This is a genomic window from Aquifex pyrophilus, from assembly GCF_054656935.1.
In genome coordinates, this window is record NZ_BAAHXJ010000009.1 from 10498 (window position 1) to 28331 (window position 17834).

Genomic DNA, 17834 nt, shown 5'->3' on the forward strand with positions numbered 1-17834 from the left:
TTTTATGAATATAAGAATAAACTTTCTCGGATTTTGATACTTCATATGGTCCGGTTTTTCTTTCCTTGCAAACTATAAATGAGTGGACTTCTTAAGGAAGGTTAAGCAATTAAACAGTTACTTTTACGTCCTGAAGATAGGATATAAGAGATTCTGCAATTGTTTTTGCCTTTTTATAGCCGACAACTTTCTGGAGTTTTATTTTTGCTATACTCCTTGCTCTTGAAACTTTCTCTGGTATTTCGTACCAATCAGGGGAATTTATTACTGACTTTAATTCCTCTTCTAGATGAGAAGATATATCAAAAAGACTTTTTTCATCATCTATGTAATCTTTCAAGTAATCGTATACGAGTATCCCTAAAGGCGAAAGATTAAGAGTCTTTTCGTTCTTGTAAAGCTTTTTGAGTTCTAAGGTAAGTTTTATAAGCTCATCTATAACCTCTGCACTCTTTAATAATCTTCTGTGATACTTTTCAAGTATTTCTTTTAATTTTTCAGTGATTGTTTTATACCTCTTTGGATTTCTTGTTGTAAATATCTTAAGCTGGTCGTTTAATATTTTTGCAAGTGTATCCATTGCAAAGTTTTTGTATTCACTCTCCCTGAGTTTTTTAATAAATTCTTCATCCAATAGCGTTAATTCTCCTTTTTCTCTTCCCAGAAGGGAAAATATGTCTATTGGCTCATCAGCAATTATACTCTGAGATATGAGTTCGTGAAATTCTTTCTCTATCTCCTCAATGGATTTTTCAGCTCTTTCTCTTTTCAAAGTTATAAGCATTTTTCTTACTTTGGTAAAGAAGTTAACATGTTTCCTTATTTCTATAGCTGCAGGGTGATGGGAAACCATTTTATAAAGCTTTTCAAGATAAGTACTATTCTTTATGTAATCCTTTTTCCTTTCCTCATCTTCCTGTAATCTTTCGTAAGCTTTTATGAGTGCCAATTGGTTGTTAGGGTCAAAGTTTATCCCACTAAGCATTGAGGAAACCACGTCGTAACGTTCCTTCATCTCGTTAACTATCTTTTCAATATCAGTTACTGTTTCGGCTATTTCCTCACTTGCATATATACTTAGAGCCTTAGCTAAGTCGTCAGTTATTCCTATGTAATCCACTATGAGCCCGGAAGGCTTGCCGGGATAAACTCTGTTTACCCGTGCTATTGCCTGAAAGAGTGTATGTCCTTTCATGGGTTTATCTATGTACATAACGTGGAGCGGTGGAACGTCAAAGCCTGTTAGCCACATGTCAACTACTATTACGAGTTTAGGGTCCTTCTTAGCATCCTTAAAGTCATTAGCAAGTTGTTCCAATTGTTTAGCATTTCTTATGAAAGGTTTAAGTTCTTCTTCATCTCTTGATTTGCTTCCCGATATAACAACTTCTACAGAAGGGGCTTCCGGAATTTCTTTTATTTTTTTGTAAAGCTCTACCGCAACTTTTCTTGATAGAGTTACAATCATTCCCTTTCCTTTATATTCCTTATCCCTTTCGTTAAAGTGTGCCACGATATCCTTAGCAATTTTCCTTAACCTGTCTTCCGAGCTTAAAACAATTTTCTCAAGTTTTCTTAATAGTTTTGCTTTCTGTTCGTCTTTTGTTTCTTCATCTAGTTCTTCAAACTCCTCATCTATAAATTCGTTTGTTAGGTGTAACTTAGCCAGCCTGCTTTCGTACATTATGGGAACTACTACTCCGTGCCTCCTTGCTTTGTCCATAGGATATATGCTTATGTAGTTCCCGAAAACTGCTGTGGTTGAGCGGTCATGAAGCTCTACAGGTGTAGCTGTAAAGCCCATAAAACTTGCATTTGGAATAACTATTCTCATGTTTTGGGCAAGTTCTCTGTATTGGCTTCTGTGTGCTTCGTCCGCAATAACTATTATGTCTTCCCTTTCATTTATAGGTTTAAGTTCTCCTATCCTCCTTGAGAACTTTTGTATCGTAACAAATAGAACTCCTCCCCTTTTCGTGCTGAGTTTTTCTTTAAGGTCTTTAATAGACTCGGCTCTTTCCACAGTTCCTATATGCTTTTCAAAAAGCTTTGAAAGTTGCTCGTCAAGTTCCCTTCTATCGGTTATGAAAATGATTAATGGGTTTCCAAGTTCCCTTAAGACTTTTCGTGTGTAAAAAAGCATGGTAAGGGATTTCCCAGAACCCTGAGTGTGCCAAACAACCCCTATCCTCTTATCCTTTCCCTCTATAGCTTTTCTGGAGTTTTCAATTGCTTTTCTCGCAGCGTAAAACTGGTGGTACATTGCTATCTTCTTAACAACTCCCTTGTCCGTTTCGTGAACTATAAAGTCTCTCAGATACTCTATAAATCTTTCCTTCTTGAACAATCCTCTTACGAGCACCTCAAGGCTTGTGAGTTCCTCTCCTTTGTATCGGAAGATAAAGCTATCTCTCTTTTCAGGGTCCGGTTTCACGTCGTCGTCGCTTTCTATACCTTCCCAGTAAAAAAACCTTTCAAGTCCACTCGTGGGAGAACCTACCTTCGTTATGTATCCATCACTTATTACCAGAATCTGAGCATAGGCATAGAGCTGGGGAATATCCTTTTTCTTTTCTTCGTGGTCCTTGTATGCATCCCTAAAATTTTGACCATTGGCAAGGCTTTTTAGTTCTCCTATTACAAGGGGAAGTCCATTTACAAAGACTACGAAGTCTGGTTTCCTTGTAAATCCCCTCTGATACTGGAACTCTACCTCAAATTGATTAGCAATAAGAAAGTCATTGTTATAAGGATTTTCAAAATCTATCAACCTAACTTGTTTGCTTCTAAGTTCTCCCCTTTCATCAACATAGTTTATTTTTACCCCTTCCGTGAGGTATCTATAGAAGTTCACGGATTTAACGTTCCAATCGGGGCTTTCAAGGTCTAAAACCTTTTTGTAAACCTCTTCCGCTTCTTCGTCTCTAAGTCCAGGGTTAAGCCTTTTGATTGAAGAGATAAACCTTTTCTTCAAAACGACGTGCCTTAAGCTCTCCCTTTCTCCCTTAGCTGGGAGAAGTTCCCTACCGTGAACATAGGTGTAGCCGTTGTTCTTGAACCAGCCTATAAGAAGTTGTTCAAGTTGGTGTTCGGTCATGGATTAAAAGCCTTTTTGTTAAATATTCTTTACGTTGGGGTTCTATGTCAAGTTCTTCCACAGCTTCTTTGAAAGTTATTAAGAAATTTTTAAAGCTCTGAGCAAACTTTCCGCAAAGGTCAATGCTGTATTTTACAAATTCAGGTGATTTTTCTAAGCAATTTTTAATAAACTCTTTATCTAAGCTGTTAAGTATATTTTCTTCTTTATATCCCCAGCCGCTTTGCTTTATTATGTTTTCCATAATTCCTTTTATTTTCTCACAGTCTAATTCGCTTAAAATTGCATTTTTGGCTTCTTTTATGCGTTGTTCTAATATAGACATAAGCTCCGCAACTATTTCTTTATAGTAAGGCTCCATAAATCTCAAATGATACTTAATATCTTCATTCCATTCATAGTCTAATACTTGTTTGTGATGTTCGTGACAAACCTTCTCTAAGTATTGTTTAAATATGTCTCTTGCTAAATTGGAGAAAAAGTCATCCTTCGTAAATTCATGTAAGAATAATAAATCACCTATGAAAGACATTAAAGGTATTACTTCTAATAATTTAACTTTTTCATCAGTCAGAAACTTTTTTATATCTTCAACCACTCTGTCAATAGGTTCAGTATAGTTAAACCGAAGTTTATTCAATAACTCCCGAAATTGGGATGCTACTGTTTCATTTTGATGGGCTTTAAGTCTTTTTTCTATCAAAGAAGAGATGTAACTCTTTATATCGTCAGTGATAATGCCATAACGAAGATAATCATTTATATAGTAAACATAATCTTCTAGTGTAAAAAGAGGCTCTAAAAACCCCTTAATTGCTAAAAATTCCTCAATAGTCATTATAGCGTCATCTTCATCTACTAAGTTACTGCTTATATCCAGTTTTTCTTGTTCGTTAACTTTTTTCTTTATAGCATTAAAATTTTGTTCGTTTATTTTCTTTACAACAGCACTAAGTTGATTTGCGAAATCTTCATGCCAATTATATTTAGCTGCTAAATAAACAGAAGCAAATATGCGTTCGTAAATCTCCTCCTTTATATATCCTACTTCATCTGTAAGGTCAGGAAATCGCTCATCTATGAAAGAAAAATCTGAATATGCGTTTAACATTCTTGTCAAAAGACGTATATTTGTGATTTTTAATCTTTTCACTACTTTTTCAAAAGAACGCTTAGCTTCCTCTGACATCGAATTGGTAATATGTTTATTTGAATCAAATACTATTTTAAGGTTTTCTTCAACGGAAGGGTTAAACCTAATTTCATAGTCAACTACCTTTTCTTTGTAATCATTGTATTTACTATTTTCCTTCTTAATTTCCTCTTCATTCATTATTAAGACAAGCTTACAATTGGAGTTTTCCTTTAAAAAGGAAATAAGTCCCAAAATTTCTTCCGGACGTAATTCCGTAGATTTTCTTTCAAATTCATCAAAACAGATAATTACATCTTTAAGGGTACTTTCCTGTTTAACTAATAAGGATAATAAATTTCCTATACTGTGTATTGCTGGTTCTACTTTTATGTTCTTTAAAATCTCCCCAAGTGGTTTTAAAACTCTTTTATAGCTATAAAGTTGCAACATTATTTCATCTTTTATGTCATTTATTGACTTCTTACCAAATAACGATATATACACATATTTTGTTCTGTTGAGTTCTTCTTTTGCAAACTCTTTCCATAGGGATGTTTTGCCTACACCCCAATCACCTCTAACTACTATACAGAGCGAATTATCACGATTTAATAACTCTTTCAATCTTCTTTTAACAATTTCCCTACTTATATTGATTTCTCTTTCTACTTTATTTGCCATTTCTATATTTCCTCCACCCTCAGCTTACCGAAGACGAGAAGCGGAAGGAGTGTATCCCTCACTTTCTTTAGTATCATAATTTCTTTCTGGTTGTTGATGATTTTTTCAAAAAGTGGCTGGACGAGGGAGTGGAATTTTTGGAGGATGGGAGAGGGGGGAAGGAGGATATATTTATTTCTCTTAAAATTTGCTAAATCTAATCCTAAAACATTTGTTCCTGTTGAATAGGAGGCGTTATCCTGTTGAGTGTATCTAAGTAATAAATACAAATAAAATTTCATATTTTGAAACATGGTGTTTATTCTACAGACATGATGCGAATACACTCCTATATCCTTGGTATATTCTATGGGAAAAATAACTATAGCAGGAGAACCAATTACCTTAGCATCCTGTGTCATGTCCGTATTTGCTATTATCAAATCTCCTTCTTTCACAAATTGATGTTCCTTTATTCTTTCGCTTTTTATCCAGGAATATTCTGTCTTAAAGCCACCACCTCTGATAAAATTATCTAAAGTTATAAAAACATAGCTACCTTCAACGGGTTTATTAAATTTCTCTGAGCCTTTATAGGAAATCCCTTTTTGTATATCCGCAATATCTCCTATCGGCTTTACCTCCCACCCTTTCGGTATCTCCCTTCCGAGTTCTTCACTATAAACGAACTCTTTATCTTTAAAAGGCTCAAAGTCTATGAACCAGCTTTTGAATATTGCCATTGCGGTTTTTTCCAAGATTTCATTCTGCTTTTTCTTTACCTCTATAAGCTCATCAAACCATGAAAGAACTTCAGCAATGCGGGATTGTTCTTCATAATTATTAGGAGAAGGATATTCAAATTCTTCTAATTCTTTCCTCGTTATAGACTGATAAGTTGTTCCTCTGTCCCCAAGCTGTTGAATATAATCTTTCAAAGCTTTAAGAACATAGAACATATATCTGTTTAAAAAGGTGAAAAAATTATTATCCTCTTGAGTTTTTGAAAAAATGCAAGCTAAACCTCTCCCTATACACAATTCTTTTTTCGTTAAGTTGACTTCTCCCACAGGTGCTCTAACTGTTATTAGTAAACTATTTGCTGGAGCTATCTTATAACACACCTTTGTATAAACTTTTGGGTTTATAAATATATCTTCAAAATCAATATTTCCTTGGGCAAATGGTAAGCCTTCACCTTCAGAATTGTAATATTCTGACGAAGGGGACTGACCCATTAATACTTTGTAATCTTTCTTTAATTGTCTAACCTCCCAATCCTTCGGTATCTTTCCTATTTCCGTATCCTTAAAGTCCTTCTCCCACCTGAACCTTACGGGCATTTTAATAATAAATTATTACTTCTTCTCCTCCTCCCACTCCCAGTAAACGAAGACCCAGTCTTCGGGGTTGTCGCTTGCCATCGCTACTTTGTTTATAGCATCTACAAGCTCTATTATTTGCTCAGCTGTGCTTTTTTTAACCTTAACCCTAAGTCCTATGTCTGCTCCTTCCTTCGGTGTTATTAGGTAAACCTCTTCCACAAAAGGTAAAGATTTAACCGACTCTATAATGTCTTTTACTACATCACCTTTAACTAACATAACCTAAAGCCTCGTGTAATGTATTAATATATTCTTTCACCTCAGAAATTACCTTTCCACTTATAAGTTCATCGGTGTAATCCGCTTTCCTCCTCAAAGCATAAAGCTTGTCATAAGAGTCTTTCAATTTACTTATGAGTTCAATCGGCATTAAACTTTCTCTGTATGCTTTATGCACAAAAGCCTTAGCAATCCCGATATGTTTCCACCTTCCCTTTGGTGGTTTCCCTACTACATACTGGAAAAAGTTAAAGTAAGCAAAATACAGGTTAGAGACACAGGAGGAAATAAATCCTCTATCTATGCACCACTTGGCAGTTTCCAGCCTCTCAAAAGCTTTTTTCTTAAAGTTCTCCTTCATATTTCAAAACCTAAAGCTTTAAAAACTTCTTTAACTTTTTCTGTAAGCTCTTCCTCTTTTTTCAAAAGTTCCGAAAGCTCCCTTGAGTATTCCTTCATTTTCTCTTCAAAGGTAGCGTCGTCCTCATCAAGTTTTATTCCCACGTATCTACCTGGAGTGAGAACGTATCCCTTCTCTCTTATTTCATCAATAGTGGCAACCTTTGCAAAGCCAATTTCGTTTATTTCCTCTTCACTTGCTCCTTGTTCAAAGAGTCTAAACTTCTCTGCAATCCTCTCTATGTGTTCTTCCGTAAATGTTACCTGCTTTCTTGATACTGGTTCGTACATATCCTTTGCGTATATGAAGAGAACCTTTCCCTTCATGTGTTCGGGCTTTTGTTTTCTACAAAACCAAACAGAAACCGGGAGAGATACATTGGTAAAGAGCTTAGGAGGACATGCAACTATTCCGTAAACGAGGTCATCTTCAATTATCTTCTTTCTTATTTCCTCTTCTATTCCACCGACTGATAGAGCACCATTTGCCATAACGAAGCCTGCTTTACCGGTAGGTTTAAGATGGTAGATGAAAATCTGTATCCATGCAAAGTTCCCGTTGTTATCAGGAGGCACACCGTATTTATACCTCGGGTCGTTGGGATTTACTTTATCAGCTCCCCACTTGCTATCGTTAAAGGGAGGATTTGCCACGACGTAGTCAAACCTTTCGTTTATGAATTTATCGTCATGGTAAGTGTCCCCCAGTCTTATGTCCCCAGTAACTCCTCTTATGGCGAGGTTCATCTTGCAGAGTTTCCAAGGTAAGGGCTTTGCTTCCTGTCCGTGTATCTCAAGGCAATACCTGTCTTCTCCTTCTTCTTCAAGCTTTTTAAGAGCTGAGACAAAGAAACCACCGCTACCGCATGCAGGGTCAAAAATAGTTCCACATTTGACATCAAGCACTTTGACTATAAGCCTTGTTAATGACCTTGGAGTGTAGAACTCACCGCCTCTTTTACCTTCAACCTCTGCAAATTTTCCGAGGAAATACTCGTAAACCTCCCCGAATATATCTCTTGCCTTGTGTCCGTCCCCAAACTCAATATCGGTAAAAAGGTCTATAAGGTAGGCGAGGTCTTCGTGAGAAAGGTTTACTCTTGGGTCCGTGTAAATTTTCGGCACAACGTCCTTTAGTTTTTCAGGGTAATTTTCTTCAAGAATTTCTATGGCTCTATTTATGAGCTGTCCTATGTTCTCTTTGTGGGCATTCCTTCTGAGATAATCCCAGTGGGCTTCTTCAGGAACATAAAGAACACCTTCTTCAAGATAAAAATCTTTGTCCTTTAAAGCTTCTTTCCTTTCTTCTGGGTCTTTTATGTAAAACTCACTTTCGGAATTCGAAAACCTTTCTTCCAGTTCCTTTTTCTTCTGGTCGAAGGCATAAGAAATATAGCGAAGAAATATAAGACCGAGGACAACATATTTGTAATCATGAACCTCAACCTTCTTTCTAAGCTTGTCTGCTGCTGTCCAGAGCTTCTTTTCAAGTTCTTTTATGGTGTCCTTTTTCTTTTCTGTTTTCATTCTATAATTCCCTCCTTCTTAGCAATTGACTTAATGTCTTCTTCTTTAATAGGACTTCCCTTTATTAGCTTCTTAACCATCTTTTTACCTTACAACAATTTCCTGAAATCTCAAGAATTCCTCAGTACCGATATTCTAACATTCTAGAAGGGCAAAAAAGAAGAAAAGTGAAACTTACTTCTTAAAAATCAATGTCCATATCCTGGATGAATTCAGATGAACTAATTCTTTTCCTTCTTTCCTCTTTCCTTTTCTCTTCCAACTCTTCTTTCCTTTCCTTCCATTCCATCCTCTTTTCAAAAAACTTTTCCCTCTCATCCATTAACTGCTTGTAAAGTATCGCTCCATTAAGAAGCTTCACCAAATACTCATCGTAAACCTCTGTATCCTTCAACCTCACCTCTATCCCCTTCCTTCCCCTTCTCCTTTTCTCTATCAATCCCTCTTCCTCTAACGCCTTCAACACAAGCTCTATTCTCCTCACATAAATTTCCTTATTCCTTATCCTTTCTCTAAGTTCCCTCAACTTTATAGGTTCTCCGAACGGTATCCTCCTTAAAACTTCCTTTAACCTCACCGCCAGTCTTACCACTCCATCTATCCCGAATTCCAGCGTCCCCTGCTTTATCCCCCATACCACCTCCAAAGAGGTTCCCTTCCCTCCCGAGGCTGAAGGGGGCTGAGAGGAAATAAGGCAACCGTTATTATTAGGACGTCTAAATTCCCCTTCTTCCCTTCCTTTCCATCTCACTACTTTCCTCGGTCTTCCTACTCCCCTCCTTTCTACGCTCACTTCTACTTCCCCGCTCCTTTCAAGGAGTTTTATCACTTCATCGCACAGCCATCTTTGTTTCTTAAACACTTCGTGTATTAGCTCCTGCCTCGTTGCTTCTTTCTTCTTCCTCAAATAGCTCTTTGCCCTCTCTATCCAGTAGGTTATCTCCGTCCTCTCCAGTTCTTTCAGAAACTTTCCTAAATTCCTCTTCCCTTTTACTTCCTTCTTTATGCTTTCCTTTCCTTTTACCCACTTGGGAAGGTTGAACTCAAGTTCCCTTGCATACTTCCACGCTTTCTTAAAGTCTTTGTCAAAGTTCCTCTTGTCCGGTACTGCTTCCCTCAATACCTCATAAACGAAGTCTTCGTCAAGTCCGAGGTTCTTCGCCCATCCCACCGCAGGGAAGAATACGTGTATGAATCTGTGGCTTCTGTGCCTGCTCGCCAAACTCTTTACCGCTTTCGTATAAAGCCTCTCTATTATGTCCTCTTTCTTTATCTCCACTTCTTTTTCTTTTTCTTTTACCTGCCCATCTACTTTCTTCGCTACTTTCCACAGGAAGCTCGGAACTTTCAGTTTCCTTGCTTCTTCCTTCATACGTTTATATTCTTCGGGAACATAGGGAAGTTTGTCTCCCCAGAAGTATGCTGTGAGATTTATCCATTTTCCCTTTGAGTTAAAGCTCCATATTCCCTGTTCCGCCTGAACCTCTTTCGCCCTCCTGTATAGGTTGTAAAGGCTCCCCGCATACTCTTCCTTTATCTCCTCTATCTTTGATACTTTCCCCTCTACTGCTACCTCCGGATACCATACGGCATGGTTCAGGTTGTAGAAAAAGCTCGTATCCGCATTTATTTCTTTCCTCTGCCACCACCCTATCCATATTCCGTACAGCTCCCTTAAGTTCTCAAGATGCGTGTGTCCGTTGTTGTGTTTTGCCCTGGGCTTGTACCAGGCTATTCCTCTCTCGGTAAGGTAGGGCTTGAGAAAGAGATACGCCTTAAATCTTCCTGACTTTGAACGCTCAAGGACGTATCCTTCTATTCCGAAGGTCTTTATGAATTCATCCCACAGCTTCCTTACTCTTTCGTATTCGGTATCAAGGTCAAGTACTACGGTCCGCAGTTCCGCTATATTGTCTTCAACAAGGAGCTTGTATTTCTTTGCTACCGCTAATGTGCTTTCCCCCCTCTTTCTTGCTTTCGTGTATTCTCCCCATGCTTTTTTGGGAACCTTTATGGGATTGGGATATATGAGAACGCTGTATCCCTTTGCCCTTGCCTCAAGGAGATACTTGTCTATGCTTTCTTCTTTTCTGAATAGCCTGAGATCCTTTGGATTTCTCCCTTCCATGAAAATAAGGGCTTTGGCAAACTCATACCTCCTGAAGGCAGACTCCTCCTTCTTCTTTTCGGTGTTGACTCTTGCATTCCAGATTCGTAAGATATATAGTGACAAGGAATTGATAATAGTAGCATTATGCTACTATTTCGTTAATTTGTCAAGACATAAATTAAAAAAACGAAACCTTGAAGCAAAAGATATTAAAAGTAGACTTTATCTATTTACATTAGACGCACTTAAATAAACTCTTCGTCTTCCAAAGTTTTATATGTAACAAATAAGCGAACGACTTCCCTAAAATATGGTAATAATTCTTTTTTTGTCGTTTTAAGCGGCGTAGCAGGTTTTTCCCTATTTTTTTCTATACCCCTTAACTGAATTTCATTTTTTCCATAAACTACTCTTAAGGTTTTAAAGTTTTGTAAAAGATCCTCAAACCTATAAACTCTCTTAGGTTGTCTGGATAACGAAGAATAAATGTATGCCAAGTATAAATTACCTTCCTCAATAATTCTATCCTTCTTCTCTGCAAGCTCATCAAGTATTGATTTCTCAGGCAACTTTATACTCATCCTACCACTCCTTACGCTTATTAAGCATCATAAGCAAAGAGTACGAAATACCTGTAGTTATTAAATATAGTCTGATATAAACTCGTTTGCCAAAATACTGGCTAACTCCCTCTAAGCAAAAGAATTCAAGTAAAGATGTGATTCCTACGATGAAATATAAAACTCCCTCTTGAACTTCCTGTATAACCGTTTTCGCACTTCAAAGAGTATCACCTCTAAAGGAAGCTCAATACCTATTCTTTTTAAGGCTCTCTGTATAAAGCGGGAAGCTCTCTTGAGGTTGACTCTGTAGCTATAAGCTCTCGCATAATACCAAGCACGCCAGAGATAATACATTGCCATTTTGTCAAGAACTTTAATCTTTCTTCTCCTTTTTAGAACCTTCCGAATAGCCTTTTTCAGAAGCGTTGCTACCTTCTTTGAAATCCTCACTTCCGAAACTTCCCAAGGGCAGAAGTCTTTGAGAACCTTCTTGAGCCTTATTCCTTTTCCCCTTGAGGGCTTTTCAAAAGATGGTGTTATTCCCTGAATTTTCTTGAACCTTACCTTTTCAAGGTCTTCTTTTGAAACTCTGAAAGAGGTCTTCTTTCTGAGGATTTCCTCTGCCTTTTTCCAGCTTCCCGACACAAAATAAGCAAGGGCTATGAGGTATTCTTTCGTGAGTCTTCTTACGACTTTCCTTAAAGTGCTTTTCGTAGCTTTTTTCTCTATTTCCCTTGCAAGGTCAAGTGCGTATGCGTCCCAGAAAGAGTATTGCGTGAGGTATCGTGTTCTCATTCCCCTTTTTCTAATAGTTTATCTCGCTTTCCGAAAATTTATCAGGTTAACGGTCTTTTTCTTATAGCTCTAACTTAATTTCCTCTTCCTCTTCTTCATCTCCTAAAAATCCTTCGTTCGGAGTAGCCTTTTGAGGCTTTGCTTTTTCCTCGCTCGTCTTTCCGAGAAGAAGGTCTATAAGGCCGCTCTTCTTTGCCTCTATCAAAGCTCTTGAGATTACGAAGCCTTTTAGCCTCGGGGGAACTTCCTTGATGATTTCATAAGCTTCTTCGGTAAGGTGAACTGTTATCTTTTTTCGCATGAGCATATTTTAACATAACAACACTTCCGATTAAGTAAAAAGAATTCTTAATACTATTTGATACTTCATCTGGTATCCGAGCGAAGTATATAAGCGTAATACGATGTGTATTAGCGTATTTATACGTAAACCGAAGATTTGCATTTTTGCAAAAGTTTATTGAATTTTGAGTCGATGTTCTATAGAACAACGACACTTCTCAGGTTGTCTAATTCCTGAAAATCAAAGAGGAAGATTATATGACTGCTGTCATGTCGATGTTCTATAGAACAACGAACCAAAAATGAAAAATCAGGTCGTTGTCCTATGGAAAAACGAACTAATTTATTCCTCTGGAAATCAAGGGATAGAATGAAGTCAAAATTTCTTGGTTCGTTTTTACATAGAACAACGACTCAAATGTGGAAAAATGAAATTTGTCCGTGAACGTTCTTATTATAGTGTTCCCTTTATCGGGTCGTTGTTCTATAGAACAACGACACTCTTTATCGTAAAAAAAGTCATTTAAAAAGAAAAAGTGAGTGAAAAATCATAAATCGGAGACAAACGGGGAGAACGTTAGAGGTGGGCCGTTTGTAGGTGTTCTTGTTTCTGTTCCTGTTCTTGTTTTGTCTGTTGTTAAGGTTCAAAAGCCGACATGTCAATTTGATGAACCCGGTCAGAAATTAGCGGTCCATAGGGAATCTCGGGGAATTTTGTTTATGCTCATGTAATCATTTGCCCGCTATTGCTAAGGTTAAGTGTTTAATTGCAATTGGTGAGAAATAAGAACACATTTTATAGTTTTCAATTCGGAAAAATTATTAGATTTAAAATGTATGGAGGGAAAATTTAAAACTCCGTTTCTATGGAACGAGTTTAAACTCAGACATTCAAGAATTTCCCTCGTGGATGAGCCAATCAGAGCGGTTAAAATTGAAAGAAAGGACGGAGTTTACCTTATACCTTTAGAAGAGTTTGTGAAGAATAAGAGGCTATTGGAAGGACTTTCTGAAGAAGAAAAGAAATTTCTTAAGCGTCTAAAGAATGTTTTAAAAATTTGAAAAGCTATTTACAACTGAATTTCAAAAAATATCGTGTTTCTTCCTGATGAAGTTTCATTTGAGGTTGTACTTTGGTATTCTTTACTTTTTAAAGCTATTCGGTGGTGACTTTCCCCCTTATATCTGTTAGGTTATCTACTCTATCAGTCCCTCTTCTTTTAACCACTTCAGGACTTTTTCTTTTTCTACTTTTAGAACCTTTGCTATCCTTTCGGGAGAAAGTCCCAATTCCCTGTAGAGGTTTATTGCGTCTTCTCTTTTTGCTTTCTCTACTCCCTCCTTGTAAAGAGGATCTTTTTCAATATCAATCGTAATGGGCATATCAATTTTTCCTTCATGTTAATCAATAAGCTTTTCTTCTTTTAGCCACTTGATAACCTTGTCTTTCGGGACATTCAGGATTTTTGCTATTCTTTCCGGACTCCATTTTGTCTCCTTGTAAAGCCGTATAGTATCCTCTCTTTTTGCTTCTTCTTTTCCTTTTTCCAGTCCTATTTCTAATCCTTCTTTTAGTCCCTTTTTGAGTCCTTTTTCCAGTCCTTCTTTGTAAAGCGGGTCTTTCTCAAGGTCAATAGTAATAGGCATGTGGACCTCCTTTTTGAGCTCTACTAACAAATTTAGCCTTTGTGGTCTTAAATGAGCAAGATGGAAGAGCATCTCAAGGTATATCTCCCTTTTCTCCTTGGGAAGTCTTGAAAACCTCAAAAGGATTTCTTTAAGAACTTCCTTTTCCTTAGGTATCCTGCACAGAATCGCAATTATCCAGTCCGAGGGCTCGGGGCTTTCCAGAAAAGGTGTGCAGTCAAGAGCGTTAAGGTCTATGAGCTTGTAACTGAACTTTAGATTTCCCAGAGAGACAGAGTCCTTCATTCTTCTTAATGGAGCTTCTCCCACGTAGATGACAGCCTGTTTAGGAATTTTCTTGTAGTTTTCGTAGATGAGAAGGAAATAGTAAGCCATTCTTAAGTGCATGTCTGGGTCGTCCGTTGACTGGATTTCAAGGTGGTAAATCTCGTTCTGGAACTCAACTACGAGGTCTGCCTCTCTTTCAAAGAGTTTGGGAAGCTTAACGTCAAGGAGCTTAGCCTTTTGAGGGTCAATAGAGGTTCCAAAAGCTATCCTGAAAAGGGCGGGTGGGAGCTCCTTAAAGAGTTTCCTTAAAGGTATGTCGTATTTCTTGGTCATAGGGCTATTTTAGGTTAAAGGCAGGAATAAAGTGAAAAATCACTTCCAGAACTCCCACCATCTTTTGGGCTTAGCTTGAAGCTCCTTTATGCGGTTCCTGAGTTCTTCTATTAACTCTTCCTTGGCCTTTATCGTGTTTTCCGTTTCCTTTAGTCTTCCCTCAAGTTCCCCGAGCTTATAAAGAGCTTGCTTTAACTGGTCCTGCGTTTTCCGGTATTCGGAAAAAGGAACTATGGAACCGCTTACGGTGTATCCTTCCTCCCCCTTGAGCTGAAGGTAAAAGGAATGAATAGCACGCGATATAGCTTCGGTTTCCGAAATCCCGAGGAGTGAAGAAATCTCCTTAAGCTCCTTTAGGATTTCTTCACTTAACCTGTAAGTCTTCGCTACTTTCTTACCTTCCCCCATATTGCAATTATATTGCTTTCGTATTTTCTTTGTATTAACACTCCAAATGTGAAATTAACATGTGTATTTCATTTATACATATTTTGTATTGCTAATGTATTGCCAATTGTATTGCTAAAGAAAAGAGCTTTTCCACGAAGAGAAAAGTTGTTGGAACTAGGAAAAAGAACCAGATTTCTCATCAACGATAGCAGGGAGGTGTTTAAGATGTCGGGTTCTTTGTCTCACTTAATTGCGGAAGTAGAGAAGCAACCGAAGAAGTTGAGAGAGAAAGCGGAAAGCTTCATTCCGTTCATGCTCCTTCAGATGGAGGATGAGGATTTGGACAGACTGGACCGTGAATACAGCAGAAAGGAAGCGATTTACCTTATGATGGCGATGCTCCTGTTCCCGAAGGAAAGGTGGACTGAGCTGGGTATACCGGATTACCTGATGAAATACGAGATAGCGGGGGAAGAGGAAGAAGAGGAAGGGTATTAAACGCGATAAGTAAGTTAAAAGAAAGGGCAAGAACTACAAAGAAATTTACGTGCTTAAATTCCCAAACTTCTTGTCCAAAGAAGTTTGATATTTGATTTTCAATAGGCTCATAAGTATGCATAGAGGAAGTCGTTGATTTTCAGAGTGTTCCGAAAGTGAAAGGAGCTAAAAGCTCCTTCAAGGTGGTAATGAAGGAATTATGAGTTAAACAAAAAGCAGGAAGTTGGATATAGACGAAGAAACTCTAACAGAGATAAAATCTTTGATGTGCTTCACAGGAGTTGCGTTTCCTACCTTCTCCATAACTTTATACTTCCTTACTCGTACCTTGCAAAACTTTAGTAATAAAGAATGACTGAAGTTTTTTCAACCTAAATAGAACCCTTTCTTAACACTATACTTTTACAGTGTTAACTATTGCCCACAATCTTCTTCTTTCCTTATACTTAAGTTCTTTTTGTTACTGTATTGGGATGTGTGCAGCCTTTAAATACTCCCTACTTAGCATTCTCGGTTAAAGAGAAAATAACTGTGGAAAGTTTGTAAAGAATCCTTCAATTAGTTTCCATGATTATAGTAAATTGAATCAGCTTCTTCCCATTCCCAGAATTTATCATAATGTTGCATTTTGTATATTTCTAATATTTCTTTTTCAAATAATTCTGGGAATCGGGCTTCTATTTCATATGTATCCTCACCAAATTTCTCTATTGCTTCTTCTATAGATGTAACAATGCCATTTTTAACTAATACCTCATACACTTCGTAGTCGTCATATACTTCTGCAAAGCTATAATAAAATATCTCATCCTTTTTATCTTCTATATACACCTGAAAAAAAACCTCTATAGCAATATTTAAAAGCTTTTCTAAGTTCTGAAGTCTTTCTTTGATTGCTTTATCAATTAGTTTGTGTAATTCTTTAGGCTTATTAAGAAACCTGTAGTTTTTACCCTTGTAAAAAAATTCATAGTCAGGCACATATTGACAAGAACCATAGTATCTAACTTCAAACTCCTGAAAATAGGTATTGTATAGTTCTTCAAATTTTTCTTCGGAAATCTTTCCTTTTATTTCTCTTACAAGCTCTTCAAGAGAACAATTTTTCTCAGCTGGTAGCTCTAATACAGTTCTTATCCCCCTAATAACTTGAAGTCTTGCAGAAAATATCTCAGATAATATCTTTAACCCTTCTTCTGGTTCATATTGGAAACCATCGGTGTATTTATCTAAAATCCTTTTAGCCTTTTCTAAAAAAACTCTTCCTGCAAACCATCTACAAGATGGCAATAAGTTAGGTTCATACCCCACAATTTAAAACATAAGTCTCTTCTTTTTCGAAAACAAGTTTCATTCTTAGACTATGTCAACTATCAGTTTGCAGTTTGCAGTATGGTGTAGAGAATGATGAACCCTTTTAAAGAACTCCCGTAAGGGAGTACGTTTGTAATCGGGATAGGTCCAATATAATAGAAAGTCCTTAAGTGGTTGAAAGAAAAAGGACTCATAGAGGAGATAACTACCCTTATGTTAACACAACTGGAAGATATTGAAAATAAGGGACTTTACATTGCTTTGGTATATTTTTTAAATACTTTGAAAAGCCTATAAAAGTTTACAATTAACACTACGCTGGCAACTATGAAGCCTATAAAAGCTAATGTTTGTAAAAATTCATTCATTTTTATTACCTCTATCTTTTAATATTTCCAATAACCTGAAAATTTCAATTGTTAATAGCAGTATGATAGAGGAAGTCATTACAATTAAAACTATTCCTATAAGTAGTAATGTTAAAAACTTTATCTTTTTCAGCCTCAGGATGCAACTGCATATGCCAAAACTGAGGTATTTCGTTTCCCTTTCAGAATGGAAATCTTAATACTTCTCCAAGATGCTAATAATTACTTCCTTTACTTTTACGTTGATTTGCTCCTTGAGCTTTTCGTCCTTTTCCAGATTTTCAATAATCTTCTTAGTAATATCGTTTATCAGTTGTTCTATCATGGCATTACTACCTTCTACAGCTTCTAAAGCTTTGTTTTTTAGCTTTATAGCCAAATCCGCCACAGTTTCGTCATCAAGCCTTTTTAAACTTTCCACAAGTGCGATATAAATCTTGTCGGCTATTAACTTTTCCGTCTCCTGATTGACATTCTCAAGGATTAACTGGGCAAAATCTGTCTCCTCTACCTTAGTCCTTATGTAATCTTTAATTAAGCCCTTTGCTTTATTCTTTAGAAAGTCCATTTATACCTCCTAACACTTAATTATAAAGAATAGGAATTGCATTCATCTAAACTAGTTTATCTTCGGTGTCTAACTTAAGTTCCCTTTTAATATCCTCTATTTCCCGCTTTATACTTTCTTCATCTTGTCTTTTACGCAACCAGTCTACGTTTACGCTTATCTTTCTCTTTACACTATTCACGCCATCTTCTATAAGTTTCTGTATCAGTTCTTCAATAACCTCTTTGGAATCGTTTGCAGTTATTCTAAATTTATTTGCGAGAGATTGATAAAGAGA

18 protein-coding genes are annotated in these 17834 nt (G+C 36.9%); 2 read left to right on the top strand and 16 right to left on the bottom strand.

Annotated features, from left to right (window positions below; all coding sequences use genetic code 11):
- Positions 1-109: 109 nt before the first annotated feature.
- The 10 genes from ACYQZ0_RS07025 to ACYQZ0_RS07070 form a co-directional block, all read right to left on the bottom strand.
- Complete coding sequence (locus ACYQZ0_RS07025; RefSeq protein ID WP_459775888.1) at positions 110-3097, bottom strand: type I restriction endonuclease subunit R; 2988 nt, start codon at positions 3095-3097, stop codon at positions 110-112.
- On the bottom strand, positions 3078-4913 hold the full coding sequence (locus tag ACYQZ0_RS07030) for a P-loop NTPase fold protein (protein ID WP_459775889.1): 1836 nt from the start codon (positions 4911-4913) through the stop codon (positions 3078-3080). The genes ACYQZ0_RS07025 and ACYQZ0_RS07030 overlap by 20 nt, the downstream gene beginning before the upstream one ends.
- A gap of 2 nt (positions 4914-4915) precedes the next feature.
- A complete protein-coding gene (locus ACYQZ0_RS07035; protein WP_459775890.1) occupies positions 4916-6235 on the bottom strand; it encodes a restriction endonuclease subunit S in 1320 nt (439 codons plus the stop codon).
- A 15-nt stretch (positions 6236-6250) separates the two neighbouring features.
- On the bottom strand, positions 6251-6496 hold the full coding sequence (locus tag ACYQZ0_RS07040) for a hypothetical protein (RefSeq protein WP_459775891.1): 246 nt from the start codon (positions 6494-6496) through the stop codon (positions 6251-6253).
- Entirely contained in the window at positions 6486-6857 is a 372-nt protein-coding gene (locus ACYQZ0_RS07045) for a hypothetical protein (RefSeq protein ID WP_459775892.1), read from the bottom strand. Before ACYQZ0_RS07045 ends, ACYQZ0_RS07040 begins: the two co-directional genes overlap by 11 nt.
- Complete coding sequence (locus tag ACYQZ0_RS07050; RefSeq protein ID WP_459775893.1) at positions 6854-8422, bottom strand: type I restriction-modification system subunit M; 1569 nt, start codon at positions 8420-8422, stop codon at positions 6854-6856. The genes ACYQZ0_RS07045 and ACYQZ0_RS07050 overlap by 4 nt, the downstream gene beginning before the upstream one ends.
- Positions 8423-8603: 181 nt before the next feature.
- Complete coding sequence (locus tag ACYQZ0_RS07055; protein ID WP_459775894.1) at positions 8604-10655, bottom strand: helix-turn-helix domain-containing protein; 2052 nt, start codon at positions 10653-10655, stop codon at positions 8604-8606.
- 122 nt (positions 10656-10777) lie between these two features.
- Positions 10778-11113: a hypothetical protein gene (locus ACYQZ0_RS07060; RefSeq protein WP_459775895.1), complete on the bottom strand. Its 336-nt coding sequence runs from the start codon at positions 11111-11113 to the stop codon at positions 10778-10780.
- A gap of 144 nt (positions 11114-11257) precedes the next feature.
- Positions 11258-11890 (bottom strand): hypothetical protein, encoded by a 633-nt coding sequence (locus ACYQZ0_RS07065; protein WP_459775896.1) that lies wholly within the window; start codon positions 11888-11890, stop codon positions 11258-11260.
- A 61-nt stretch (positions 11891-11951) separates the two neighbouring features.
- Positions 11952-12191 carry a hypothetical protein gene (locus ACYQZ0_RS07070; RefSeq protein ID WP_459775897.1) on the bottom strand — a complete coding sequence of 80 codons (240 nt, stop codon included), beginning with the start codon at positions 12189-12191 and terminating at the stop codon, positions 11952-11954.
- Positions 12192-13009: 818 nt separating this feature from the next.
- On the opposite strand from ACYQZ0_RS07070, the gene ACYQZ0_RS07075 reads away from it, so the two are divergent.
- Complete coding sequence (locus tag ACYQZ0_RS07075) at positions 13010-13234, top strand: hypothetical protein (protein WP_459775898.1); 225 nt, start codon at positions 13010-13012, stop codon at positions 13232-13234.
- Positions 13235-13369: 135 nt separating this feature from the next.
- Here the strand turns inward: ACYQZ0_RS07075 and ACYQZ0_RS07080 are convergent, their stop codons facing one another.
- Genes ACYQZ0_RS07080 through ACYQZ0_RS07090 form a run of 3 tightly spaced genes read right to left on the bottom strand, consistent with a single transcriptional unit; the run spans position 13370 to position 14827 of the window.
- Positions 13370-13555: a hypothetical protein gene (locus tag ACYQZ0_RS07080; RefSeq protein ID WP_459775899.1), complete on the bottom strand. Its 186-nt coding sequence runs from the start codon at positions 13553-13555 to the stop codon at positions 13370-13372.
- 18 nt (positions 13556-13573) lie between these two features.
- The gene (locus ACYQZ0_RS07085) at positions 13574-14419 is read right to left on the bottom strand and encodes an Rpn family recombination-promoting nuclease/putative transposase (protein WP_459775900.1); all 846 of its coding nucleotides are present in this window, start codon (positions 14417-14419) and stop codon (positions 13574-13576) included.
- A gap of 39 nt (positions 14420-14458) precedes the next feature.
- Positions 14459-14827 carry a hypothetical protein gene (locus ACYQZ0_RS07090; RefSeq protein WP_459775901.1) on the bottom strand — a complete coding sequence of 123 codons (369 nt, stop codon included), beginning with the start codon at positions 14825-14827 and terminating at the stop codon, positions 14459-14461.
- A gap of 150 nt (positions 14828-14977) precedes the next feature.
- Between ACYQZ0_RS07090 and ACYQZ0_RS07095 the strand changes: the two genes are divergently transcribed.
- Positions 14978-15307: a hypothetical protein gene (locus ACYQZ0_RS07095; protein ID WP_459775902.1), complete on the top strand. Its 330-nt coding sequence runs from the start codon at positions 14978-14980 to the stop codon at positions 15305-15307.
- A 558-nt stretch (positions 15308-15865) separates the two neighbouring features.
- Here ACYQZ0_RS07095 and ACYQZ0_RS07100 read toward each other — a convergent pair.
- The 3 genes from ACYQZ0_RS07100 to ACYQZ0_RS07110 form a co-directional block, all read right to left on the bottom strand.
- Complete coding sequence (locus ACYQZ0_RS07100; RefSeq protein WP_459775903.1) at positions 15866-16618, bottom strand: hypothetical protein; 753 nt, start codon at positions 16616-16618, stop codon at positions 15866-15868.
- Between the two features lie 567 nt (positions 16619-17185).
- The gene (locus ACYQZ0_RS07105; protein WP_459775904.1) at positions 17186-17557 is read right to left on the bottom strand and encodes a hypothetical protein; all 372 of its coding nucleotides are present in this window, start codon (positions 17555-17557) and stop codon (positions 17186-17188) included.
- A 46-nt stretch (positions 17558-17603) separates the two neighbouring features.
- The coding region (locus ACYQZ0_RS07110; RefSeq protein ID WP_459775905.1) for a hypothetical protein at positions 17604-17834 on the bottom strand (231 nt) is incomplete at its 5' end.

What these genes read in the sequence shown, in the direction of transcription:
- ACYQZ0_RS07025 (WP_459775888.1), bottom strand. Translation starts at nt 3,097, where the DNA reads ATGACCGAACACCAACTTGAACAACTTCTTATAGGCTGGTTCAAGAAC.
- ACYQZ0_RS07030 (WP_459775889.1), bottom strand. Translation starts at nt 4,913, where the DNA reads ATGGCAAATAAAGTAGAAAGAGAAATCAATATAAGTAGGGAAATTGTT.
- ACYQZ0_RS07035 (WP_459775890.1), bottom strand. Translation starts at nt 6,235, where the DNA reads ATGCCCGTAAGGTTCAGGTGGGAGAAGGACTTTAAGGATACGGAAATA.
- ACYQZ0_RS07040 (WP_459775891.1), bottom strand. Translation starts at nt 6,496, where the DNA reads ATGTTAGTTAAAGGTGATGTAGTAAAAGACATTATAGAGTCGGTTAAA.
- ACYQZ0_RS07045 (WP_459775892.1), bottom strand. Translation starts at nt 6,857, where the DNA reads ATGAAGGAGAACTTTAAGAAAAAAGCTTTTGAGAGGCTGGAAACTGCC.
- ACYQZ0_RS07050 (WP_459775893.1), bottom strand. Translation starts at nt 8,422, where the DNA reads ATGAAAACAGAAAAGAAAAAGGACACCATAAAAGAACTTGAAAAGAAG.
- ACYQZ0_RS07060 (WP_459775895.1), bottom strand. Translation starts at nt 11,113, where the DNA reads ATGAGTATAAAGTTGCCTGAGAAATCAATACTTGATGAGCTTGCAGAG.
- ACYQZ0_RS07065 (WP_459775896.1), bottom strand. Translation starts at nt 11,890, where the DNA reads ATGAGAACACGATACCTCACGCAATACTCTTTCTGGGACGCATACGCA.
- ACYQZ0_RS07070 (WP_459775897.1), bottom strand. Translation starts at nt 12,191, where the DNA reads ATGCGAAAAAAGATAACAGTTCACCTTACCGAAGAAGCTTATGAAATC.
- ACYQZ0_RS07075 (WP_459775898.1), top strand. Translation starts at nt 13,010, where the DNA reads ATGGAGGGAAAATTTAAAACTCCGTTTCTATGGAACGAGTTTAAACTC.
- ACYQZ0_RS07080 (WP_459775899.1), bottom strand. Translation starts at nt 13,555, where the DNA reads ATGCCCATTACGATTGATATTGAAAAAGATCCTCTTTACAAGGAGGGA.
- ACYQZ0_RS07085 (WP_459775900.1), bottom strand. Translation starts at nt 14,419, where the DNA reads ATGACCAAGAAATACGACATACCTTTAAGGAAACTCTTTAAGGAGCTC.
- ACYQZ0_RS07090 (WP_459775901.1), bottom strand. Translation starts at nt 14,827, where the DNA reads ATGGGGGAAGGTAAGAAAGTAGCGAAGACTTACAGGTTAAGTGAAGAA.
- ACYQZ0_RS07105 (WP_459775904.1), bottom strand. Translation starts at nt 17,557, where the DNA reads ATGGACTTTCTAAAGAATAAAGCAAAGGGCTTAATTAAAGATTACATA.